The organism is Leptospira levettii, assembly GCF_002812085.1.
Lineage (GTDB): Bacteria > Spirochaetota > Leptospiria > Leptospirales > Leptospiraceae > Leptospira_A > Leptospira_A levettii.
Genome location: NZ_NPDM01000006.1, coordinates 30,095 through 53,693 on the forward strand (window position 1 = coordinate 30,095; position 23,599 = coordinate 53,693).

Below are 23,599 nucleotides of genomic sequence, written 5' to 3' on the forward strand. Positions count from 1 at the left end.
ATGATTATCAATCACAACATGAGTGCGATACAATCACATCGTGCTCTCAAGTTTACACAATGGGATGTAGATAAGACCATGAGGAACCTCTCCACTGGGCAAAGGATTAACCTTGCCGGTGATGATGCTTCTGGTCTTGCTGTTTCGGAAAAACTACGAACACAAATTCGTGGTTTACGTCAGGCGGAAAGGAATACGGAAGATGGACTTAGTTTCATCCAGACTGCAGAGGGTTACCTTGACCAGTCGGCTGAAATCATCCAACGAATCCGAACCTTGGCGATTCAGACTTCGAACGGAATCTACACACCTGAGGACAGGCAACTCGTGCAGGTAGAAGTATCTGCGCTGGTGGATGAGATCGATCGAATTGCTTCTCAAGCAGAGTTCAATAAAATGAAACTGTTTGAAGGAGACTTCGCTCGAAAGTCAACGAAAGCATCGATGTGGTTTCACATGGGAGCAAACGCAAAGCAAAGAGAGCGTTTCTACATTGGAACTATGACTTCGAAAGCACTTAAGATGTCAGAAGGGGCAATTAAAATTGCACTCTCTACACCTGGAAAAGCAGACGAAGCGATTGCAAAAGCGGACTTCGCCTTGAACAAGATCATGAAGCAGAGAGCAGATATGGGAGCTTATCAAAATAGGCTCGAAAGTACTGCAAAAGGCCTCATGGGTGCATACGAAAATATGCAAGCATCCGAATCAAGGATTAGGGACGCAGATATGGCTGAGGAAATGGTAGCGCTCACGACGAAACAAATTCTCGTGCAAAGCGGTACGGCAATGCTAGCGCAAGCCAGCCTCAGACCAAATTCTGTACTACGACTTTTGAATAACGCTTAAGTTGTAGAAGGCAAGAGTTGCCTTAAGACGGTTGCCTCTTCTCGAAGGAAACTTTGAGGAGGGGCTTTTTTATTGTTTCACTTATAATGATAATAGTGATTGGGGTCATCCCACTTTGCCTGTTCTATTGCATTGAGTTTGTTAATGGTATTTCGGTCCTCTTCCATTGCAGTTGTATTTCCTAAGGCATTATGTATTTTCGCACGTAATTCTAATGCAGGGATAAAGTCTTTCATTAGTTCCAATGCTCGATTGCAGTGTGAAAGAGAATTATCATATTCCTTTTTCTCAAATAAGATTTCTGCCATTGAATTCCAGACTCCATGAGTGAAAGAAGGATCCACCATATCTAGATATTCACGATATAAACGAATTGCTTTCTCATTGGCCCCCATCCTTGTTGCATTGGTTGCCGCATCTAAGACTCGAAGTGCTTTTTTCCCATGAATATCCATAGAGCCTAGATTGTAACAGCTCCATTTAAAATGTCAACTGAGATGATGGGCTTGATTCCTTTGAAGGAAATAGCATGAAGTACGGTAAGGTATAGAGATTGAGTTAACTAAGTTTGAATGGATTTCTTTAGTTCGCCTTACGATTATACAAAGAAAAAAGGTTGAATCCGTTTGGTTTTTAAGGTGATACTGATCAATTACAATGAAATTGATATACCTCTTACTCGGAGACCCAAAAAAACATTCACTCGAACATCGATTATTTAATACAGTGTCCCTCGTAAATGGAGTATTAAATTTACTGGGAGTATTTGGAGTTTTGTATTTAGAGAATTATTTGGTTCTCATCTGTTTGAATGTTAGTTCTGGGATTCTTTTGCTTGTCATGTACTACTTAAGCCGAGTCAAAAGTATCTACTTCATATTGTATTGGCCTTTTAACTTAACGATTTTATTTTATCTTGCATCAATGTGGTTTTTTAATGGAGGTTCCATTGGTGGAAATCATTATTATTTGATTCCTTCGCTTGTGATTGCACTGATCCTCATTCGGAATCATAATATATGGATTGTTTATTCCATTTATATTGGTGTCTCTGCTTCTCTTTATATAGTGGAATACTTTCACAAAGATTGGGTCACAGGATATGCCACTGAAATGGATCGCTACATGGATGCTGGTGGAAATTATTTATTCGTACAAATTCTGACTGGGATTTTGATTTTTATCCTAAGTCGTAATCTGAATATAGAAAGAAAAAAGTCAGAAGCATTACTTCTCAATATCCTACCCGAACCCATTGCAGATGAATTAAAAAGGGAAGCAAGAGTGGCACCCAAACGGTATGAGAAAGCTTCCGTTTTATTTTGTGATATGGTTGGGTTTACGAAAATTGCAGAAACAATGAATGCTGAAGTTTTAGTTCATGAACTTGATCAAATTTTTCGTGCATTCGATCGCATTTGTAAAGAGAATCGAATGGAAAAAATAAAAACCATAGGTGATGCCTATATGGCAGTTGGTGGAATTCCAAATGAAAATAACTCCAATTCCGTTGATGCAGTGTTATGTGGCTTGGGATTCCAATCGTTTATGGCTGAACAAAAAGAAATCCATCATTTACACGGTAGGGTATTTTGGGAAATCCGTTTAGGAATACATGTAGGACCTCTCGTTGCGGGAGTTGTTGGGAGTGATAAATTTGCCTATGATGTTTGGGGTGATACGGTTAATACGGCAAGTAGACTCGAGAGTAGTGGAGTTGTTGCTGAAGTAAATATTTCGCGATCTGTATATGAAGAAGTCAAAAAAATATTTGAGTGTGAACCAAGAGGATTTGTTTCGATCAAAAACAAAGCTGACATTGAAATGTACTTGGTGAAAGGTTTTTTGCCTGAATATGCAAGTCCCCTTGATTCCAAACTTCCAAACGAATTATTCCAAAGGCTTTATAAAACGGGTGCTTTGTTTTATACAAATGAAGTTGAATCATAACCGAATCCATTTGTATATGATGGATCCAAAAAAATGGATCCAAATTGTAATTTGGTTTCAGATCTTGTTTCTCCAATGTGTTCCGCATCTAGAAGGAAAAGAAAATATCGAGAAACTTACAATCCCAACGAAAGAGGGAAACATATTCACTCTAACAAATGATTGCCATTCGAAATCAAAATTATTGGTTTTTGTTCACGGCTCTCCCGGGAATGGTTCCGATTTTTTGTCTTATATGTTAGATAAGGATTTCCAAACTCATTTTTGTATGTTGTCTCCTGATCGGCTTGGATTTGGTTACTCAAAACAAGAGGAATTTATTCCCAGTGTGACTACCCAAGGTAAAGCTATTTCTGAAATGATCCAATCGTTTGTTGAGAGTCAAAAACTATCAGTGACTTCCATTACAATTGTTGGGCATTCTTATGGAGGACCTGTTGCGATGAAGTCGTTCCTTTTATGCAATGAAAGTTTAAAGAAGGATGGAAAAGTGTTTTTACTCTCGGCACCAATGGATCCCATGTATGAAGAACTTAGATTTTATAACCATCTTGCGAAGAATGATATCATCGAGTGGATTTTGCCCAAGTCTTGGGTGAGAAGTAACGAAGAAATGTTCCAGTTAAAACAAGATTTAATCGGTTTGGCCCTTGCAATGAAACAATCTCAGTTTCCTGTCGTGATGATCCATGGCGATTCGGATGGACTTGTTCCATGGGAACACACAAAATTTTTGAAACATGAATCATACAAAGGTGACTCGAAAGTGTATCTTCTAAGCGGCGGAAGTCATTTTATCCCTTGGACTAGGTTTTCTGAAATCAAATCAATTTTACTCAAAGAGGTATCCCAATGAAATTAATCCTATTTCATCCTTATAGTTTTAACATCGCAAGAGTATTGATTGTCCTTATCATAGGACAAACTTTATATTTTAAATTTACTGGTTCAGAAGAATCTAAGTACATCTTTACAGTTCTTGCCATGGAACCGTGGGGGAGAATTGGATTGGCGATTTTAGAAACTATATGTGTTTTACTCCTATTGTTCCCTCGTTTGGTATGGTTAGGTGCCTTAATGGCATCAAATTTGATGTTAGGTGCAATTTTATCACATTTGGTATTTCTCGGAATTGTTGTGCAAAATGATGGTGGTTTACTTTTTATTCTAGCCCTTGTTGTATTCCTATTGTCTCTGTATGTGGCCTTCTATGAGAGAAGAAAAATTCCTTATCTTAGAGACTTTTTTCCAATCGACTGAATTTTTTTCGGTAATCGTTGTGATTGCGAATCAATTGGACCAATTTTCCATATGGATACAACTGAATTCCTTTTTGGTAGTTTTGGAACCCAATTTCAAAGATTAGTTTCCATTGTTTCCATAAAATAGAATAACTTTGTCTGATGGAAAACTTGGGATCATATAAATTGGTAGATTCGCTTGTCACTCCATTCAGTTCGATGATTTTAAATCCTTTTCCTTCTTGGAATGTTTTTACATTTTGAAATCGAATATCAAACCTTCCGAAGTAAAATCCTTTTGTCCTGTCTCCTATTTTGATCAATTCTGTTGTTAGTTTTCTTGTGAGGAGATAACTTCCATCTTGGAACATACAACCTTGGACATGGTTTCCGATCGAACCAATCCTTTGTTTTTCTCCGAGTGGTAGGATGTGGTGCAATTTCCCAAAATTGTGTTTTTTATGGGCTTCCATTTGGAAACGGAATCTAGGATGATTTTCAATCAAAGATTCTATGGTTGAGATTCCATCTCCAATGATTTCGGGAAACACTTTATCCGTTACAGAGAAAATCATTCCATGTGATTCATTCGGATACCTGTAGTAAAAAATTCCCACTTCAAATGGTCCTTCGATCCACTCTTGTAACAACCAATCGATAGGATAATTTTGTAAAACTACTTTGAGTTCTTGTATGGAATGGATTTTTTGTATCAAAAACCCTCTTTCACCTTTGTCTGGTTTTGCGATGATAGGAAACTGAATATTGTTTTGGGAGAGCCAATGTTTGATCAAAGTTTCTGGATCTTTCTTGTTTGCAGATACCAAACATGATTTGGCTATGTATTTGTTTGGAATGAGGTTTAAGATTTCGTATTTGGATTCACCGGCAATTCCTGAAGCGATGATCCCTGGATTTGTCGCTGTGAGATACCGAATACCTCTGTAGCGAACGGCCAAATAAATGAGATAAGGTATGAGTGGAAGATAAAAGAGAGAACTTGGCCAAAATTCCAATTGGGATAACTTGTTCCATTGGAGTAAAAAATTTTTTCTCTTTTCGGGAATGAGTATGGTTTGGAAAAAACGGTAGAGCACATAAAAACTAAATCCAATTCCAATACTTGTCCCGAAATTGGATTGGTTTGTATAGATTGTGGTGATCCATTTTCCATAATAAAATACCAAGGAAACAAAAAGAGTGGTCCAAACCAAAACAGCAAACAAACTACTCCATACAAAAACGAGAAATGGCATTTTAAAATACCCACTTAATAAATAAAGGGGTAACCTCGTGCCAGGTAAAAAACGAGAAATCATTACCGAAAGACTAAACTTTGATTTCCAATGTTTGTAAAGAGTATGGGAACTAATCTTGGATTCCCAGTTTTGTATGGGTTTCCATAATTTTAAATACGATCCAAAAAAGAATCCCACCAAATAAAGCAGTAAATCACCTACAAAAATTCCGAGTCCAGTGACTATGATTGCATGAAGGAGTAGAAGTCTTCCTTCTTTTGCAAGTAAACCAGACGTGATACAGGTTAAGTCTTCTGAGACAAAGGTAGAAAAAAAGAGAATTATAAATATATTTCCCACTGCAGACGAATTTAGTTTTTTTTTGGAATTGGTCAATTGAAATCATATTTTTAATGTTTGCAGCAATACTTCTTATTTGATGACTTAATCCAAATGCCAAAAATATTGATCCAGTTGTTCCATCCATTTTTGGAAAAATCGAAAGCAAATCAAATGTTATTAGATTCTATACCCATATCAGACAATATCACCTTACGAGACTTATATGAATTGTATCCAAATTTTACGATAGATGTCAAACTAGAACAAAAGATTCTTATGGAACACGATGTAATTCTCTTCCAACATCCTTTTTATTGGTACAGTTGCCCACCTCTTATGAAACAATGGATCGATTTTGTATTAGAAGATGGTTGGGCCTATGGTAAAAACGGAAATTCATTGGATGGAAAAAAATGGATCCAAGCCATTACGACAGGTGGATCGAATCAGGCATATCAGGAAGACGGATTTCATAAACATAGGATAGAGGATTTTTTATTACCTTTCCAGAGGACAGCGGAACTTTGTCAGATGTATTACCAATCTCCCTTTTTGGTCCAAGGTACTTTCCAGTTAAAAGAAGGAGATTTTCAAAAAGAATCTCTTCGTTATCGAAATTTGATTCTGTCATTATTAGAGGCAAAACATGGGTGAAGTCAATTTTTTCATTCAAGCTATCATTTATCTAACAAGTGCCATCATTATGGTTCCCATTGCCAATCGATTGGGACTTGGTTCTGTCCTTGGGTATTTGGTGGCAGGCATTTTCATTGGGCCATTTGTTTTTGGTTTTGTGGGAACGGAAGGAAAAGACCTTTTGCATTTTGCAGAATTTGGTGTTGTGATGATGTTATTTGCGATCGGTTTAGAATTGGAATTAAACCTGTTATGGAGGTTAAAGTTCTGGTTACTTGGGTTAGGTGGTCTTCAGTTATTATTAACCACTATTTTAGTGTTTTTATTCTCAATCGGTTTCCAATTTTCTTGGAAATCTTCGGTTGCACTTGGATTCATCTTATCTCTGTCGTCTACGGCGATTGTTTTACAAACCTTAAAAGAGAAAGGATTGATGAAATCCATTTCAGGGCAAGCTTCGTTTTCAATCCTTCTTTTCCAAGATATGGCAGTGATTCCGATTCTTGCCATCTTCCCTATGTTAAGTGAAGGAGATGTGGTAACAAATGACCATGGCCATTCTCTTGTAGAACATTTGCCTGGTTACCAAAAAACACTAGTTGTCCTTTTTGTAGTGATTGGGATTATTTTAATTGGTAGGTATATTTTAAGTCCAATATTTCGATTGATCGCAAAGTCAGGAAGCCGAGAGATTTTTACTGGTGCCAGTTTGTTACTTGTGATTGCTATCTCAGTCCTCATGACTTCTGTGGGAGTTTCGGCAGCACTTGGCACTTTCCTTGCGGGAGTTGTACTTGCCAGTAGTGAATTTCGACATGAATTAGAAAGTAACATAGAACCGTTTAAAGGTTTGCTACTTGGATTGTTTTTTTTAAGTGTGGGAGCTTCTATGGAACTCCCTGTCGTATTCCAACACCCAATGAAAATTGTTGGTATTGTTGTTGGCATTATTTTTCTAAAAGCGCTTGTATTACTCCTACTTGGTTTTTTGTTTAAACTTCCCTTAGACCAAAATTTATACATGGCATTAGCACTATCACAAGTAGGAGAATTTTCCTTCGTGTTATTTGGATACTCCGAAGGGTTGGGAATTTTTGATAAGGATACAATTGTGATCCTTGTTGCTTGTGTGGCACTCAGTATGGCATTTACGCCCATATTATTATTGTTATATGAGAAAACCATTTTTGAAGCGTTACAATCAAAAGCACCTAAGAAACAAACAAACCAAAGCTTAGAAAAAGAAGAAAATCCAGTTATCATTTGTGGATTTGGTCGTTTTGGAAATATGGTGGGAAGGTTTTTACGATCAAACGGCATTGGTATCACAATTTTAGATTATGATGCGGATCGAGTGGAGATGCTTGGTCGATTTGGATTTAAGGTATTTTTTGGAGATGCAACGCGAATAGAACTTTTGGAGAGTGCGGGTTTAGAACATGCAAAAGTGTTGATTGCGGCCCTTGACCATCCGGAAAAACAACACGAACTCATTCGCAATGTAAAACACCATTATCCAAATATACAAATTGTTGCGAGAGCTGGGGATCGCGAAGAGGCATATGACTTAAAAGAAATGGGACTTTCCTTTATTTACCGTGAAACAAGAGAAACCGCTGTGAAACTAGGGGGAGATGTTTTAAAATTATTGGGAACAAGATCCTATGCAGCAGAACGTGCTAAAAATTTATTCTTAACACATGATGATGAAACCTTTCACGAACTTTTTGACTTACGAAAAGACCGCGTTCAGTACATAAGCCTTGCCAAACAAAGGAATTCTGAACTAGAACGTTTGATGTTTGTTGATTTAGGAAAAGAAGACGAATTGGATTTGGATTCTTGGAGTGAAATGGAACGAATGTAAGTTGGTTAGAAAACGAATGAATTGAAAAAAAGAATTCCCGAATGGTCGTTTTTACCTTTTCGGGAATAGATTTTTTTCGATGGTTTGATTTTTGTTGGCTTCAAGTTAAAAATTGTCCGAGAAGCCAATTTGATTGGGACGATTGGGTTTGGTTTCCGTTTCTCTTTCATAGTCTTTAGACTAAATGAAAAAAAGAAAGAAAAGTAAACTTTATTTTTTAGAATCTAAAATTTGATTCCACTCATCTAAAAAGGGTTTTGCCACTTCCAATACAGAAGAGGCATCTCCTTCAATCGTAATGGATTCAATTTTATCCCCTTGTTGGATGGAATTCACAACTTCTTGGTCAGAGGCATCCACCACGGAACCAAACACTGAATGTTTTCCATCAAGCCAAGGTGTCGGAACATGTGTGATAAAAAATTGACTCCCATTGGTTCCTGGACCTGCATTTGCCATGGAAAGGATTCCAGGTTTGTTGTGTTTTAAACTAGAATCAAATTCATCACGGAATTTATACCCAGGGCCACCCGTTCCAGTTCCTTGGGGACAACCACCTTGGATCATAAAATCAGCAATGACTCGGTGGAATTTTAGTCCATCATAGAATTTCCTTTGTGCCAAATTCACAAAGTTGGCAACCGTATTCGGTGTTTTGTCAGGAGTAAGATCGATTCGGATTTCACCTTTGTTGGTTTTGATAACAGCGCGTAAAGTACTCATACCTTTCACTCAAATTCGGATAATTCCCCTGGCAAGTCGAAAAAAGGTTTGAGTTCTGATAGAAATAGAAGTTATACTTTTAGCGATTTTAGAAATGGGTAAAGTTATGAATCGAACCATCATTGTTTCTCTCTTACTAATCACAGTTTCACTTGTGGCAAAACCCATTGAAAAACAGAAAAAACAACCAAAAATAAAACCCATTCCGAATCGGCTCATCGACTATGGTGAATTCAAAAAAATTGTCAATCGATCCGAATCGGAACGTGAAAATCACCGCCTAACGGAAGATCAATTTTTGAAAATGATGTCTGAAGATGGAGTAGTAGTCCTGGATGCAAGGAGCGAAAATCGATTTCGTTTATTACATATCAAAGGTGCGGTGAATTTGCCTTTTACCGAATTTACGAAAGACAGTTTGGCTACTGTGATCCCAGAACCAAAATCCAAAATTCTAATTTATTGTAATAATAATTTTGAAGGCAACGAACAAGCGTTTGCTGCGAAAAGCCCAGCTGCTTCTTTGAATTTATCGACTTACAATTCCTTAAAAGCATACGGGTATTCAAATATCTTCGAGTTGGGCCCATTACTGGATGTGAACCAAACTAAATTACCTTTAGTGAGTGAACCAAAGGAAAAAGAACAATCGGCCAATTGAATGTATAAGATTCTTAATTTTTTTTATTAATTCCTTTGATAAAAATAATATGTTACGCGGACAGTTATTATCTAATATCATAGAAGCCGTATCGAATACATACGGCAAAGAATTTTTAAATCGACTTACTGAAAAAATGAGCACTGTCATTGGGGCGGATTATACATTTATTGCTCTCTTCGATAAAGAAAAATACGAATCGAAAACGGTAGCTCTTGTTGCAAAAGGTTCCTTGGTTGACAATATGGCTTATTCTTTAGAGGGGACTCCTTGCGCGGATGTATTTGATAATAATGTCTGTTATTATCCTACTGATGTTCAAAAATTATTCCCAAATGATTTGTTATTAGTTGAAATGAAGATTAAGGGATACATCGGAACTCCTTTAGTCAATTCTAAACAGGAAACGATGGGCTTGATTGTTGGATTGTATGAATCTGAGATTCGAGAAAATGAGAAGGACCAAGTCATTACCTTATTTCAAATTTTTTCAGGCCGCATTGCAGCTGAATTGGAAAGGTTAGACTATGAATCTCAACTCGAACAATACAATCGGAAATTGGAATCTTTGGTTAAAGAAAGGACAATTGCTTTAGAAAACACGTTGACCGAGTTACATGAAAGACAAAACCAGCTTATCGAATCTGAAAAGTTAGCAAGTTTAGGTCTACTTTCAGCAGGAATTGCTCATGAAATTAATAACCCACTTAATTTTATTTTAGGTGGATATCATGGTATAAAAGATTACATTAGCGAATCTTCAGAACAATTTGGGAAAGTCAAGTTTTACCTAGAAGCTATCAAAGAAGGTGTGGATCGGACTTCAAAAATCGTAAAAGGTTTAAACCAGTATACTCGGGTAGGTGAATCGAATTCAGAAGAAATTAACATTCATGAAACTTTAGATCATTGTTTAGTGATGCTCGCTCATACACTTAGGGATGGGATTAAAGTAGTGCAGAAATTCGAAGCAATGAATCCGGTAATCCTAGGGAGTTCTACTAAAATCCATCAATGTTTTTTTAATATCTTAACAAATGCAATTCAATCAATGGATGGAATGCAAGGTGAATTGCAGATTTATACGATATCTAAAGAGAATCAAATTAAGATTGATATCATTGATACAGGAGTAGGGATACTTCCAGAATATAAATATAAGATCATGACTCCTTTTTTTACGACTAAAGAACCTGGAAAAGGTGTTGGATTGGGTTTATCAATTGCATATAAGATTATACAAGATCATCATGGTTCGATTCAATTTGAATCGGAGTTGGGAATTGGTACAAGATTTATGATTGAATTTCCTTGTTTTTGTTGAGTCTTGTTTCTGTGAAAATTAAGATTTTATATGTAGATGATGAAGATTTTAATCTTCAATTATTCAAAGACATCTTCAAAAAAGATTTTGAAGTATTTATTGCTTCTTCTGGAAATGATGCCTTGGAAGAATTGGAAGAAAACAGAGAAATTCAATATTTGGTGAGCGACCTAAGTATGCCACAAATGGATGGATTGGAGTTGGTTAAGCGTGTTAAAGCAAATTATCCAACGATAATCTGTAGTTTGCTAACAGGTTTTGAAAAAACATTGGAGATTGAAAAAGCGATCTCAGAAGGGACTTTGACCTACTATTTCGCAAAACCACTAGACCCTGCAGAGATTCGAAAGTTTTTCTCTGTAGGGTCATAAAAAAGTTACAAACTCAATTTATTTATTTTTGAATTCGATTTCCACAACACCACGTTTAGAACTGTTGATGTTGAGAGTTTTACTACTCAAAAAACGGAAACTAGAATCCTTTTTGTACATGAGCTCTTCTGCAAACATCGATTCCTTTCCTGGGTAAGTGAGTTCCCATTCTGATCCATTCATTTCTGTTTTACGATCATTGATTTGTTTCACGGATGTGTATTCCATCAAATCGTTTTTGAAATTGATTGCATCTTCCAGAGCAAGTCCTTTGAACTTTAAGATCACGGTGTTTTGTTCTGTGAGTTTAAACCATTCGTCCTTGATTTGTTTTCCTACTTTTACGGAAACAAGGTTTGCCCAATCTTTCACAGCTTGTTCTCTGGAAACTTCTTGTGTGATATCAGCACCTCGGCCTTCCAAACTTCCAGATCCAAAGATTTTTCCATCACCCCATAATTGGATGATGCGGTATGGGCCTGTTGCCGCAGAACTTAAAAAATCTGTTTTTTTACCACCAGGTAATACCACAGGTTTTTGGTCAGTGGTTGTCACTTTTGCAATGATCAAAACTTCCGCGCCTGAGTCTTGTGCCAGAGTGAGAAGAGGGCTACCTTCTTCCACAGAGGTAAGATCAAGTTTAGCAAGGCTTGGATTTTTTTTGAGCAGGGCAGTGAGTTGGGAACTATCGACCACTTTATTCCCTTTGGCACGGAGTTTTTCAATCAGTTCCGCCTCGGCAATGTTAGTTGCTGATCCAATGGGATAAGATTTTCCATTCACAACGGTTTGCACGAGGACAGCGATCCTTGGGTTTCCTACATCATCAAGGAGAGCATCCACAGCAGTAGAAAGTTTTGTTGCTTCTACTTCACAACGGACATTGAGACGGATCATGTCTTGGGTGTCTAGTTTCCATTGTTCTTCACTGAGGATGTCGTATTTTTTCACAAAACTATCGGTTTTCCCGTAAAGTTTGGATCCTAGGGATTGCCCATCGGAGACCCCTGATTTTTCTGTGATTTGTTCTCCGACCAATTTACGGATGGCATTGAGTTTTGCATCTTTGAGTGCCTTGTTACGGGCTAGGGCCAAGTCTCCTTGGTAAATAGGAGCCTCTCCCATGGCTGTGACCACATTGTCAGGTAAAGACGGGTTTTTTTGCGCGGAATTGGACCCAGCACATGCCAAGATGGTAAGGACTAAAATCCCAGTATAGGGAGCAATTCGAAGTCGATGAAACATGAAGGACATTTCTCCTTGAAGATTTGCTATATTATAGAAACATATACTTACATGACCAATTACTTTTTTAGGTTTTCTCTCTCGTTTCTTGTCCTTGCTTGCCATGGGAACACGGTTCCGCAATTTCGTGTCCACCCGATTGATTCTAAAGTTCGATTGTCCCAGGACATTTTTTACGAAAAAATCCTGCCAACCATGGCGGGAAAAAAATTGATGCTTGCGACAAATCCATCAGGAATTGGAACAAATCCAAAAAAGATCATTTCATCTCTCGAAAAACACAAAATTACATTAGAACATTTGATTGGTTTAGAACATGGATTTCTTGGTTTGGAAGAAGAGTTTAGCCAAACTCCCGTTACTATGGACTCAACTTTTAATCGTCCACTTTATCATATCTATCGAATCAAAGATTCCGAACTGAGAGACTTAGTGAAGGAGGTTGATTTTGTTTTATTTGATGTGCAAGATGTGGGGATGCGTTGTTACACATATTTAAGTGTACTCAAACGTCTCATGGATGCATTAAAAAATACAAAAACCAAACTCATTGTCCTTGATCATATCCATGTAGCGATGCACCTCCCACCCATGGGAGAAAAAATGAGTCCTAAACATTTAAACTTTGCTGGAGAATTTCCTTCCTTACTCATTACGGGAATGACAACTGGGGAAGCCGCATTGTTTTATAACAAGGAATACTTAAAAGAATCTGTGGACTTGAATGTGATTCCTGTGGAAGGTTATAAACGTGGGATGTACTTTGAAGATACAGGTATCCCGTGGACAACACCTTCACCTAACTTGCCTATGGTGGATTCTGCAAGGAATTATTTATCGCTTGTTTTACTTGAAGGTGTGAATGTATCAGTTGGAAGGGGAACCCAAGCACCTTTCGTTTATTTTGGTGCACCATGGATGACAAATCCGGAAGAACTTGCTACCAAATTAAGTGCCATTGGCAACAAATCATATTATTTTTCAACAGTGTATTTTAAACCCACCTTTGGACCCCACAAAGGAAAAATTTGTTCTGGTCTACGTATGAATTTAGTAAGGCCTGATTATGATCCAATGTTACTTGCATATGAACTCATTCGGCTTATGAAAGAAACATATCCAAATGATTTTAAATGGAGTAAAGGTTCTACAAACCACTGGGTTGACCAATTATGGGGGAATGATCATTTTCGTTCTGCCATCAATGATGGAAAAACCTATGTTGAGTTTCATAATACCTATCTTAGTGATGAAGATAAAGAACGAAAAAAAATTGAACCATACTTAATCTACTAAGGATCCAAAATGAAGTTTAAATTCACTTTTTTAGTATTCATCACTGTTTTGTTAGGTGTGGTTTACGCATCGGAAACTAAAATCAAACAAATACCCAAACAAAAAACCGCAAAAGTGTTAAAGTCAGTTGCATATGCAACAATACGTTCCACTGTGATGGTGACTCATACCAAATTTGATGAAAAAGAAGTCACTTACCAATCTTGTTCCAACGATTTTCCGAATATGCCAGGTGATTTTCCTTGTAATCTTTTGGATGTAACTGGGACAACTGACCAAGTGGATACCGAGTCCGAAGTGAGTGATGCAGAATTTGCTATGGGAAGGGATCCTGAAGACATGAATCCAAGTGGAAAAATCCACATCAAAGTTTCGAAAGAGAAGTCACGAAATTTAAATGGGGCAGTGATTTACCTTGGTGAAGGTGAAAACCAATTATCTCTTTTTTATTCACCAAAAGGACAAATCTCTCATTACCTGTACCAAAAAATGATTGTGATCTTTGTATGGAAGAAGACTGATGATTCACCTTCCTTGGCTCAACTTTATTTTGTGAAAGTGAATGATGAATTTTTTCCTGAAGAAGTGAAGGAATTTACCTTTTAGTCCATGCCAAGTTTCCAAGGTTATGTTCGAAAGATGTCTCATAAAGGGACAAATCCTGTTTCCTATTTTTGGGAATATGCAAATTATTCTGAGGACAAAAAAACAAAAACAATTGAAGGAAAAGAACTAACCTCAGATGTACCAATCGAATCCTTCCTTGGTAAAAAAATCTCTCTCATTACAAATGATGAAATTCGCTGTATGAACTGCGGAAAAAAAACTAAAAAGTCATTTAATCAGGGATATTGTTTTGTTTGTTTTTCTAAGTTAGCTGAAAATGATCTTTGTATCATGCGCCCAGAAACATGCCACCATCATAAGGGTACATGTCGTGATTCAGAATGGGGGAATACTCATTGTTTCAAAAAACACATTGTATACTTTGCCAATTCCAGTGGAATGAAAGTTGGAATCACAAAAGAAAATCCTGTCTCAAACCGATGGGTGGACCAAGGTGCTAAGTTCGGAATCCCAATTTTAGAAGTGAGTTCCAGAAGAGACGCAGGTATTTTAGAACATTTTCTCAGTCAGTTTTTACCAGATAAAACATCCTGGCAAAAAATGGTAGCAGGAGAGCCGGGAATCATTGATCTCAAAAAAGAAGCTGTTAAATTTTTAAATCATCTTGAAAAGAATGAATTTTTTTCACCCATCGAAACCAAACAAAAGTTAACCTGGAAACCTATCCTTACAGAAGAAATGATGGAAATCGAGTATCCGATTTTAACTTATCCATCTAAAATAAAATCTTTAAAACTCACAAAAGAAACTCCAGTTGTCGGAACACTTGTTGGGATCAAGGGTCAATACTTATTATTTGAAACTGGAGTCATCAATATACGAAGTTTAGGTGGTCTTTGGATTGAATTTTCCGCCTAACGTCATTCCATTAGGAAATCATTATACCACTCGTATCTTATTTGATTGTGAGGATTTTTTACTCGCAGAAAAACCAGAAGGAATTCCTGTCCACGAAACAAAAGATCCAAATCGATTGGATTTCACTCGTTTACTTGCGAATCAGTTAAAAATTCCTGAACTACGAACCGTCAATCGATTAGATCTTGGTACGAGTGGCATTGTATTACTCGGAAAAAATAAAGATAAAAATCTCGAACTAGATCAGTTACTAAAAAATGCAGAAAAAACCTATATTTTTTTATGTGATGGGATTCCGAATTGGAAAGAATACCGGATGGAATGTTTTATCAAAGATGGAAATAAACAAGTCAGTCTCGTAAGGAGTGGAGGTAAAAAAGCAATCACAGAGTTTACCATCCTTGGTTCCGATGAAAAAATGAATGTATCATTTGGGCTTGCAAATATTTTAACAGGAAGAAGGCACCAAATTCGCGTTATGTTATCTTCGTTGGGTTTTCCTGTCCTGGGTGATACTTTGTATGGGAAAAAAGAAAGTCGAGAAAAACGAATGTATCTCCATGCGTTTCGATTTTCCTTTACTGACTTGCAGGGCCAAAATCATATGGTAGATTCAGGTGTTCCATCAGATTGGTTCGTTAGAATGCCTTCAATTTCTAAATCACAAATTCCAAAGACAAATCGACTATGAATCGTGAACCATTTATTTTGTTTCTAAAAGAACAAAAACTTTATAAAAATCTCACATCTATTTCCAAATTGATATCAATTAGTTTTTTAGTTATATATTTGTATCTATTATTTAGCTCTCGTTATACGGCAAGTCCCTTAATTGTGGTGATCAATTATTTGGCTATTTTTACAGGATTTTCTGGTTTGATCCGGTTTAAGTACTTTGAAATACCTAGTATTCTATTGTCTGTTTCTGAGTTAGGCTTGGATTCTCCTTTTTATCAATTGAATCCTGAGGAAAAAAAACATGTTTGGAGAAAGTCGGGAAAGGAAGTTGAGTTACCTGTAAATCCGAGTCCCGATTGGATTGTTGGAACTTTGCAATTACACGACAGATTCCCTTGGAAACGGATTGGAAAACTTTATTTAGGATTTTATCTCACTGTTATCTGTATTTCAGTGTATTATCTCACTTCTGTTTATTTAGAAACAGGATTTCAAAACTAAGACAACATTTTTCCTTGTCCCTAACGCTTGGTTCAAAAAACCTATCCTTATGGCTTTGAATTGTGGCATTGTAGGTCTCCCGAACGTCGGTAAGTCGACTATTTTTAACGCACTCACAAAAGCAGGCGCACAGGCTGCAAATTATCCTTTTTGTACCATTGAACCAAATACTGGTGTTGTAGAAGTTCCTGATGAGAGGTTAAACCGCTTAGCTGAAATCTACAAACCAAAACGTACTGTTCCCACGATGATTGAGTTTGTGGACATTGCAGGTCTTGTCAAAGGGGCAAGCCAAGGGGAAGGGCTCGGAAATCAATTTTTATCCCACATTCGGGAAGTTGATGCGATTTGCCATGTTGTAAGAGCCTTCCAAGATGAAAATATAACACATGTTCATGGGAAAGTTGATCCAATCGAAGATATCACGGTCATCAATTACGAACTCATCCTTGCGGATTTGGACAGTTTAGAAAAACAACAACAACGTGTTTCTAAAACAGCCAAAACTGGAAATAAAGAAGCAGCAGAAATTTTGTCGGTTATGGATAAAATTTTGGAAGCACTTAAAAAAGGGAACAGGGCTTCGACTGTTGAATTAAACGAAGAAGAATTTAAAATCGCAAAAAAATTCAATTTAATTACCATTAAGCCCGTGTTATACGTTGCCAATATCCTTGACTCGGATGTTAAATCGACTGACAACCCACTTGTGAAAACCATCACCGACTTTGCAAACAAAGAAGGAGCACCTGTTGTTGTTTTATGTGGTCGTTTTGAAGAAGAAATTTCTGGACTTGAAAAAGAAGACCAATTGGCATTTTTAGAGGAGATTGGAGAAAAAGAATCTGGTCTTTCTCGTATGATTCGTGCATCCTACCAACTATTAGGCCTACTAACTTTTTTTACTGCAGGTGTGGAAGAAGTAAGAGCTTGGACAACCAAACAAGGTAGTTCTGGTCCCGTTGCTGCTAGTGTCATTCATTCTGATTTTGAAAAAGGTTACATCCGTGCAGAAGTGATGCGGTACGAAGACTTAGATCGTACGGGTGATGCAACAAAAGTAAAAGAAGAAGGGAAACTCCGTGTGGAAGGAAAGGATTACATTGTCCAAGATGGAGATGTGATTTATTTCCGAGTGAATGCTTAAAAAAAAATCCCGACTTTCGTCGGGATGTCTTTAAGTGTGAACTAGTTTGGAAAAAGAAAGTAGTTACCGAAAGGTAGGTCCACTTCTCATAAAATGAATTGCCAGGTGATTCCTTTTTATTGCACGACTTCCAAAAAAATTACGATTGTAACATAAAATGATACCTACCAATTTCTTTGCCAGATTCAAAAATGGCAAGTTCTGGGCTAGAATCCAAGGTGATGGGGGAATCAAACATCGATTGGGTTCCTAGTTTGGGTAAGGTTTCGACTGGGGTTCCATCCAAAAATAATTTTGCGGATAACCTTTCTGCATTTGATGCTTCCACTGACAAAAACACTTGGTTTTTTTCTGGATTTGGTTGGAAAACAAAATCCAGATCCCTTCCTGCCACCTGTCTGTGGACGCGGAAAGCACCAAGGTTTCCTTGCCCTCGGAGAGCCAATTGGGAGGTATGCAGGGTAGCATTTTCCCAGTCACTCATAAGCACCTTCCATGAATCATTAAAAAACTGTAGGAAAATTCGGATTTTGGAATCAGGATTTGGGACTACCGTTTGTAAGATCCTATTTAGGGTGGAAGGATCCACTTCTTCCCCTTGGGACATGAGATACATGGCTTCTTTCAGTTTGAGTCGGTTCATAAATGGATTCGGATCTTTTGTCTCCATACTATTGATGTCCCCCCGTTACGGCTTTATTTCCTTGGTTTGTAATTTTTTTATCTTTTCTTTGGCGCGATTGGCCCTAGCGAGTACTGTTCCGATTGGAACTTCTAAAATTGCAGCGATTTCTTTGAACTTATACCCTTTGAGACGTAAGATGAGGATTTCCTTATGGGGTTCATCTAATGATTCAATGAGATCATAAAACTCCTTTTTTTCTTCCCATTCGAAGTAAACATCCTCTTGGGTTAACCTTTCATCCAGAATATCGATACTTAGATCGAGAGAAATCCCTTCCCTATACTCAGTTCGGCGAATGCTCCGTGTTTGGGACATACTGATGTTTTTGGCAATTTCGTTTAAATAGATAATAAAGGCAGGTAAACTTTCCCCTTTGAACTTACGCAATAATTGGTAGTCATTTTCGGTGAGTTTTAAATAGACAAGTTGGGAAGTATCTACCACTTCTTCTCTTGGTACGTAATGTGCGCAAGTTCCAATGATGAGGCGATGGAATTTTTGGATGAGTGTTTGCCATGCTTCTCTTTTGCCGAGTAAACAATTATCGATTAAACTCCGTATCTCATCACTCATAGTTCTTTCTTTGATTCGACGGAATTTTTGCAACTTATCATTACATTTTCTAATCTTTTTTGAAAATGATGGGATTGAAATAATGTTTGGCGGATGTATAACAACTTTGTTAGGTTTTCTTTCGTTTCAAAACTTGGGTATTCTACTGAGAATCGTCCATAATCGGAGAAAAAACCAAAAAAACCGAATATTCGAATTTTCTTTTCCTCCGTTGGGAGTTTTTCTAAACAAATTTGCAAATCGTTCAGTTGTTGTTTTTGTCCATCCGTAAATAGTGGGTCAGTCTTCCAATAGGAAAGGATTTGTAAAAAATAGGATTTAGACTTTTCATTTTCCGATTTTAAGTCTGCAAGATTCCATGGATTTTGTTTTGAATAGTGAAACAGTTGGTAGGTGGATTTTTGATTTGTTTTGATGTCTTGTAGTAATCGAAGTAATGAGGATCTTCTTTTGAATTCCGGCATATCAGAATACAGAATACGATTGAGACTTAATGTGTATTCACGTTCTTTTCCAAACAATAGAACCTCATGAGGTTTATAAAAATTGGAATAGAGATAAACTGTTTTTTCCCATTCCGATTGTAACTCACGGACTAATTTTAAATTTTCTGCATTGGAAATCTCAGATGATAAAATTTCTAATTTTGGAAACACAGTTAGATCAAATAGTTTTTTTTTGATCTGTTTTTCTAAGTTACTCGTTTCACTTTTACTGATTTCTGTACAACGTTTGATTTGTAATAAGGCATCATAAAAGGAAAGGTAGGAAAGTATTTCTGTGAGTTCTCTAATTTCCTGGAATTTACAAAGTTGGAAATAATAATCATATTCTTCATTTTCTTTGGTTTCTACTTCACGTAAAATTGGAAAATTCGAATTTGTATATGCTTCTGATTCTAAATTGGGAGCCAATTGGTATTTTGACCAGATGGATTCGAAAGTTGATTGTTTCGCAAACCATTGGGCAAAAATCGGGGATATAAAAAATAAAAACCCAAATACAAAGAAACCCCAATATTTCAAAACCCACTCCTTGTTTTGAATTCATAATACATTTTTTCTTCTGAAGATCCCTCTGAAAGGATCGATTCTAAGATTTCCCGTTTTTGTGTTTCGTCAAGTAACTCATGTTTTGTTTCTAAAAAGAGAAGTGCTTTTTTTCGAAACTCCGGATGTGTGATTTTTTGGATTTTTAATACTAATGGGTCCTTGGACTGGCTTTTTTGTTGGGACAGAAGTGAGTTCTCTGTTATAGAAGATCCATTTGTTTGTTCCGTTTGGACTTGAGTTCCAATTGGGATTTCAACTTGAGTTTCTCTAGTGAAAAGGAGGAAACATAAAACTAGTAGTAAACTGTAGGTAATGCTTAAAATCCTTTTTGGAAGTGGGTTTGGTGATAAAGTAGAGAATTGAACCAAACTAATCGCTGTTATAATCTCTTTTCCAGATCCCTTTTGTAATTGTTTTCTTATTTTTTCTAAACTTTTTTCTGCATTTTTAGATTCTAAAAAATATTTCCAAAAGGAAATCCCTATTTCCTTTGCTAAATTTGTTTCTACTGGATACAAAAATCCAATCACTTGTTTGGCACCTGCTTTTAGAAAACTGGTTGTTATTCCTGCTTGGTTTATCGAGTCAAATGAAGAATAACAGCTATTAAAGAATACTAAATCTAGATGAGTAAATGATCTTGAAGCAATTACGTTCATGGAAATGAACTGATTTTTGCCAATAGGGATACCATTTTTTTCAGTATGGCCCGCATAATGCAGATATTTAACGGAATTTAACTCCTCAATGAAACGAATTTTTGTTAGGTGATTTTGTTTAAGGATTCTAAGCGGTAGTTTTTTTTCGATAATTGGATATAAACTAACACATTCTTCATTTACCGTGTTTTCTAAACTGGGAATGACCGGATTACAGATGATTAGAGCAACATTTGATTTTTTTGAGATTTCCCTTTGGTTTTTTTGGATCCGAATCCCTCGTTTGAAATTTTTATCTTGGAATAAAAATCCATTGGAAGATCTTAATATTTCCCACGGAATGGGAGAAAATTCTGGATCAACTAACAGCTCAATGGTGCCTCGAAATCCGGGAGTCCTCCAAAAGGGAAGGGATTCACCAAATACAATTTGTTCTAAACTATCAGACTTTTTACCTAGTTTGTCTAAAAATTCTTCCTTTTTGGGATTTTGAGATAAAATTCGTTCTACAAAAATGGACCAATCATTCTGAAATTCTTTGAGTAATTGCCCTGAAAACGGGGTCGTTTTTTCAACGGTTCCAAATTGGGACTGTTTTTCTTCCCAAAAACATTCACCATCGGAGATACCTTGGTCAGAGTATTTCGAAATGATACGGATTTTCATTAGATTATCATTTTAATTTTTGGATGAGTATTTTGATTTGGTCTATTAGTAAATTCACATCTTCTAAATTTGTAAAACTACCAGTAGAAATTCGTATGGCTCTAAGTGCTTCTTCTTCTGAATAACCCATTTGGAGTAGTGATTTCGATGCTTCTCTGGCTCTTGATTTGCATGAACTTCCCGTTGATACAATGAATCCTTTTTCTTCTAATCCCAGTAGAAAAAAATCAACTGTTTGGATGGGTAAAATGAGAAAGGTAGTATTGGGGAGTCTGTTTTCGTTTTTTGCGATGATTTCACAACCAACGGATTCTAACTGGTTTTCTAAAATGGTTTGGAAACCCTTTAGTTTTATGTTTTTTTCTTCTAAGTTCTTTAGTTGGATTTCTGTTACTTTCTGTAGACAATTGATTGCAAATGTATTTTCGGTGCCGGCTCTATGTTCATTTTCCTGGTTTCCACCACCAAACAGGCGAAAGTTTTTGTTTTCAGTTGGTAAATAGGTAACAGCGGCTCCCATACCTGCGCCAATTTTGTGACCAGAGAATGTATAACCATCAAACAGGTCAAATGGCACAGGGATTTTGCAGAAAGCTTGCATCAAATCACTGTAAAAAAGTTGGCCATGTTCTTTTGTTAAGTTATGAATTACATCGGCAGGTTGGATGACTCCTGTTTCATTTCCAGCATACAAACAAATGACAGGTTTTGGGTTTTCTTTTAATAACCTTTCCAAATGATTTAGGTCAATGGTTCCCGATTTGTTCGTGTGAACCAATAGGGGTGAAAATCCAAATGAATCTAATGCAGCATAAAGACTTGCATGTTCAAAGGGAGAGACGATCACAGCATCTAAGTTTGGGTATAAAATCCTTAAACTTTGGATGAGTAAAAAATTAGCCTCAGTTCCAGTGGAGGAAAAGATAAATTGTTTTTCCTTACCTTTTGTTACTTGGCTCAGATACTTTCTCGTCTGTTCAATTTTGCCTTGGTTTTTAAGAGAAAAACGTGTGATCCCTGAAGGATTGTAAAAGTTTTCTAAGTATTCTTTTAAACACGACTCTAAAATCTCTGGGTAAGGTGGGTGAGTCGCATTATAATCAAAGTACTTTATTTCATTCGTTAAATGGGATTTCATCTGCTTCTTCGTAACGCCCGAGTTTTCTGAGAACGGACCTGGAAAGGTTATGGTATGCTTTTAAGATTTCATCTTTTTTCCCACCAACACTTCTTTCGTCGACATTTCGCAGTTTTGGTTTTAATGAATCGAGGATGGTCAAACTTTTGTTATTTTCTTTTAGTTTATGATAACTTTCTGCTTGTTTTAGTTTTGCCTCAAATTCATGGACAAGTAACGCAGGTAAGTTGATATCCTCCATTTCTGACGCTAATTGGATATTGGCAGATTCTTTAAATTCAGTGGCAGCTTTTTGGTAATAATTTTCTTCTTCACTGCCTAATTGGAAATATAGTTCGGCACGACGAAATTTAAATTTTAAATACTCTCTTTCATCTGCTCCAACGAAGTATAAGATTCGTTCGTAAATATCATCCATTTCTCTTGGAGAAAAATTTTTCATCCCAGTGAGAAGGATTTGTCTGAGTAAGGATTCCAAATAATCATTTGCCGAAACTTCTGAAAAATCACTTCGTTTGATGGAGGAGAGAACCACACTTCGTTTTTGAACTGCACTGAGGCCACTTGGAACTTTTTCAAGTTCAGTCAGTTTTTTTAGAACATAAGATTCTGTTTCGACCATATGTGTTTTGTAAGCGAGTAGGATCTCGCTTGGCCGACAACTGGCCCATGCAACCGATTCTATTTTTTTTGGTGCAATGAGTTCGGGACCTGAAAATCGTAAGGCACGTTTGTAATAATCAAGAGCTGTTAACACCGCTTCAATGTGTGAGTTCCAATACTCTTTGGGATTGGGACCGAGTGTTAATTCCCCTTGTGGTGCCATTCTTTGGAAAAGGGGAGAGCCCCAATCACTTGCTTTTTCCCGCCAAGTCAGTTCTAAAAAATGGTCCTCCACATGTTCTTTACTGCGAAAGTAGAGGCAGGCTTTTTCCATGAGAGTAAGGTCGAGGGGCAAAATCGTGCCTTTTCCATTTTCTTCAGCGCTAAAGAATTGGCTGATGGTTTGTAGGAGGTTTGTCCCTCCTTCCTTTCTACCTTCGAGAACCGCATCCCCTTTGGCAATGAGTGAGTGAGCGATCCGTGGATTGGGGTAACCAAAAAACGAATTGTAAGTGAGGGTGATTTTGGCAAGGATCGTGTCCTTGTTTCTCAGAATCCATGGGAAAGTGATTGCCCACACGAAGAGAACAGCCAGAATGTATTTTAAATTTTCTCGGAAGATTTGGTTCAAGGATTGTCCCTGTACCCGATCTTTGCCGGAATCTACTG

25 protein-coding genes are annotated in these 23,599 nt (G+C 37.0%); 15 read left to right on the forward strand and 10 right to left on the reverse strand.

The window, feature by feature from the left end; all coding sequences use genetic code 11:
* On the forward strand, positions 1-849 hold the full coding sequence (locus tag CH354_RS15410) for a flagellin N-terminal helical domain-containing protein (RefSeq protein ID WP_100727265.1): 849 nt from the start codon (positions 1-3) through the stop codon (positions 847-849).
* Between the two features lie 77 nt (positions 850-926).
* Here the strand turns inward: CH354_RS15410 and CH354_RS15415 are convergent, their stop codons facing one another.
* On the reverse strand, positions 927-1,304 hold the full coding sequence (locus tag CH354_RS15415) for a tetratricopeptide repeat protein (protein WP_100727264.1): 378 nt from the start codon (positions 1,302-1,304) through the stop codon (positions 927-929).
* Positions 1,305-1,506: 202 nt separating this feature from the next.
* On the opposite strand from CH354_RS15415, the gene CH354_RS15420 reads away from it, so the two are divergent.
* The 3 genes from CH354_RS15420 to CH354_RS15430 are packed head-to-tail and all read left to right on the forward strand — an operon-like array spanning position 1,507 to position 4,059.
* Positions 1,507-2,799 carry an adenylate/guanylate cyclase domain-containing protein gene (locus CH354_RS15420; RefSeq protein ID WP_100727263.1) on the forward strand — a complete coding sequence of 431 codons (1,293 nt, stop codon included), beginning with the start codon at positions 1,507-1,509 and terminating at the stop codon, positions 2,797-2,799.
* The gene (locus tag CH354_RS15425) at positions 2,783-3,655 is read left to right on the forward strand and encodes an alpha/beta fold hydrolase (RefSeq protein ID WP_243396113.1); all 873 of its coding nucleotides are present in this window, start codon (positions 2,783-2,785) and stop codon (positions 3,653-3,655) included. The genes CH354_RS15420 and CH354_RS15425 overlap by 17 nt, the downstream gene beginning before the upstream one ends.
* Complete coding sequence (locus CH354_RS15430; protein ID WP_100727262.1) at positions 3,652-4,059, forward strand: DoxX family protein; 408 nt, start codon at positions 3,652-3,654, stop codon at positions 4,057-4,059. The genes CH354_RS15425 and CH354_RS15430 overlap by 4 nt, the downstream gene beginning before the upstream one ends.
* Here CH354_RS15430 and CH354_RS15435 read toward each other — a convergent pair.
* Positions 4,034-5,674: a DedA family protein gene (locus CH354_RS15435; RefSeq protein WP_243396114.1), complete on the reverse strand. Its 1,641-nt coding sequence runs from the start codon at positions 5,672-5,674 to the stop codon at positions 4,034-4,036. The two genes, CH354_RS15430 and CH354_RS15435, sit on opposite strands and share 26 nt — an antisense overlap.
* 21 nt (positions 5,675-5,695) lie before the next feature.
* Here CH354_RS15435 and CH354_RS15440 point away from each other — a divergent pair, with 21 nt between their 5' ends.
* Complete coding sequence (locus tag CH354_RS15440; RefSeq protein WP_243396115.1) at positions 5,696-6,274, forward strand: NAD(P)H-dependent oxidoreductase; 579 nt, start codon at positions 5,696-5,698, stop codon at positions 6,272-6,274.
* The gene (locus tag CH354_RS15445; protein WP_100727261.1) at positions 6,267-8,123 is read left to right on the forward strand and encodes a monovalent cation:proton antiporter-2 (CPA2) family protein; all 1,857 of its coding nucleotides are present in this window, start codon (positions 6,267-6,269) and stop codon (positions 8,121-8,123) included. The genes CH354_RS15440 and CH354_RS15445 overlap by 8 nt, the downstream gene beginning before the upstream one ends.
* Positions 8,124-8,333: 210 nt before the next feature.
* Here CH354_RS15445 and CH354_RS15450 read toward each other — a convergent pair whose 3' ends face one another.
* Complete coding sequence (locus tag CH354_RS15450) at positions 8,334-8,846, reverse strand: peptidylprolyl isomerase (RefSeq protein WP_100727260.1); 513 nt, start codon at positions 8,844-8,846, stop codon at positions 8,334-8,336.
* Positions 8,847-8,952: 106 nt separating this feature from the next.
* On the opposite strand from CH354_RS15450, the gene CH354_RS15455 reads away from it, so the two are divergent.
* The 3 genes from CH354_RS15455 to CH354_RS15465 are packed head-to-tail and all read left to right on the forward strand — an operon-like array spanning position 8,953 to position 11,202.
* A complete protein-coding gene (locus CH354_RS15455; protein WP_100727293.1) occupies positions 8,953-9,507 on the forward strand; it encodes a rhodanese-like domain-containing protein in 555 nt (184 codons plus the stop codon).
* Positions 9,508-9,556: 49 nt separating this feature from the next.
* Entirely contained in the window at positions 9,557-10,831 is a 1,275-nt protein-coding gene (locus CH354_RS15460; RefSeq protein WP_100727259.1) for a GAF domain-containing sensor histidine kinase, read from the forward strand.
* Between the two features lie 11 nt (positions 10,832-10,842).
* Positions 10,843-11,202: a response regulator gene (locus tag CH354_RS15465; RefSeq protein WP_100727292.1), complete on the forward strand. Its 360-nt coding sequence runs from the start codon at positions 10,843-10,845 to the stop codon at positions 11,200-11,202.
* 18 nt (positions 11,203-11,220) lie between these two features.
* On the opposite strand, the gene CH354_RS15470 is transcribed toward CH354_RS15465, so the two are convergent.
* Complete coding sequence (locus tag CH354_RS15470) at positions 11,221-12,447, reverse strand: lipoprotein LipL46 (RefSeq protein ID WP_100727258.1); 1,227 nt, start codon at positions 12,445-12,447, stop codon at positions 11,221-11,223.
* Positions 12,448-12,498: 51 nt separating this feature from the next.
* Between CH354_RS15470 and CH354_RS15475 the strand changes: the two genes are divergently transcribed.
* The 6 genes from CH354_RS15475 to ychF are packed head-to-tail and all read left to right on the forward strand — an operon-like array spanning position 12,499 to position 17,554.
* Positions 12,499-13,743 carry an exo-beta-N-acetylmuramidase NamZ family protein gene (locus CH354_RS15475; RefSeq protein ID WP_100727257.1) on the forward strand — a complete coding sequence of 415 codons (1,245 nt, stop codon included), beginning with the start codon at positions 12,499-12,501 and terminating at the stop codon, positions 13,741-13,743.
* A 9-nt stretch (positions 13,744-13,752) separates the two neighbouring features.
* Positions 13,753-14,349, forward strand: coding sequence for an LIC_11883 family protein (locus CH354_RS15480; RefSeq protein ID WP_100727256.1), 597 nt, complete (start codon positions 13,753-13,755; stop codon positions 14,347-14,349).
* 3 nt (positions 14,350-14,352) lie between these two features.
* On the forward strand, positions 14,353-15,228 hold the full coding sequence (locus tag CH354_RS15485; RefSeq protein WP_100727255.1) for a DUF2797 domain-containing protein: 876 nt from the start codon (positions 14,353-14,355) through the stop codon (positions 15,226-15,228).
* The gene (locus CH354_RS15490; protein WP_100727254.1) at positions 15,212-15,919 is read left to right on the forward strand and encodes an RluA family pseudouridine synthase; all 708 of its coding nucleotides are present in this window, start codon (positions 15,212-15,214) and stop codon (positions 15,917-15,919) included. The genes CH354_RS15485 and CH354_RS15490 overlap by 17 nt, the downstream gene beginning before the upstream one ends.
* Positions 15,916-16,407 carry a hypothetical protein gene (locus CH354_RS15495; protein ID WP_100727253.1) on the forward strand — a complete coding sequence of 164 codons (492 nt, stop codon included), beginning with the start codon at positions 15,916-15,918 and terminating at the stop codon, positions 16,405-16,407. The genes CH354_RS15490 and CH354_RS15495 overlap by 4 nt, the downstream gene beginning before the upstream one ends.
* Before the next feature lie 49 nt (positions 16,408-16,456).
* Positions 16,457-17,554, forward strand: a complete 1,098-nt coding sequence (gene ychF, locus CH354_RS15500) for a redox-regulated ATPase YchF (protein ID WP_100727252.1) — start codon at positions 16,457-16,459, stop codon at positions 17,552-17,554.
* A 139-nt stretch (positions 17,555-17,693) separates the two neighbouring features.
* On the opposite strand, the gene CH354_RS15505 is transcribed toward ychF, so the two are convergent.
* From CH354_RS15505 to CH354_RS15530, 6 genes are read right to left on the reverse strand one after another with little or no spacing between them, the layout of a single operon-like run.
* Positions 17,694-18,224: a hypothetical protein gene (locus CH354_RS15505; RefSeq protein WP_100727251.1), complete on the reverse strand. Its 531-nt coding sequence runs from the start codon at positions 18,222-18,224 to the stop codon at positions 17,694-17,696.
* An 18-nt stretch (positions 18,225-18,242) separates the two neighbouring features.
* On the reverse strand, positions 18,243-18,812 hold the full coding sequence (locus tag CH354_RS15510; RefSeq protein WP_100727250.1) for an RNA polymerase sigma factor: 570 nt from the start codon (positions 18,810-18,812) through the stop codon (positions 18,243-18,245).
* Positions 18,809-19,837: a hypothetical protein gene (locus CH354_RS15515; protein WP_100727249.1), complete on the reverse strand. Its 1,029-nt coding sequence runs from the start codon at positions 19,835-19,837 to the stop codon at positions 18,809-18,811. Before CH354_RS15515 ends, CH354_RS15510 begins: the two co-directional genes overlap by 4 nt.
* Positions 19,834-21,189 (reverse strand): CHAT domain-containing protein, encoded by a 1,356-nt coding sequence (locus CH354_RS15520; RefSeq protein WP_100727248.1) that lies wholly within the window; start codon positions 21,187-21,189, stop codon positions 19,834-19,836. The genes CH354_RS15515 and CH354_RS15520 overlap by 4 nt, the downstream gene beginning before the upstream one ends.
* 7 nt (positions 21,190-21,196) lie before the next feature.
* On the reverse strand, positions 21,197-22,327 hold the full coding sequence (locus tag CH354_RS15525; RefSeq protein WP_100766532.1) for a cysteine desulfurase family protein: 1,131 nt from the start codon (positions 22,325-22,327) through the stop codon (positions 21,197-21,199).
* Positions 22,305-23,561, reverse strand: coding sequence for a tetratricopeptide repeat protein (locus CH354_RS15530; protein WP_100766533.1), 1,257 nt, complete (start codon positions 23,559-23,561; stop codon positions 22,305-22,307). The genes CH354_RS15525 and CH354_RS15530 overlap by 23 nt, the downstream gene beginning before the upstream one ends.
* Between the last annotated feature and the right edge of the window lie 38 nt (positions 23,562-23,599).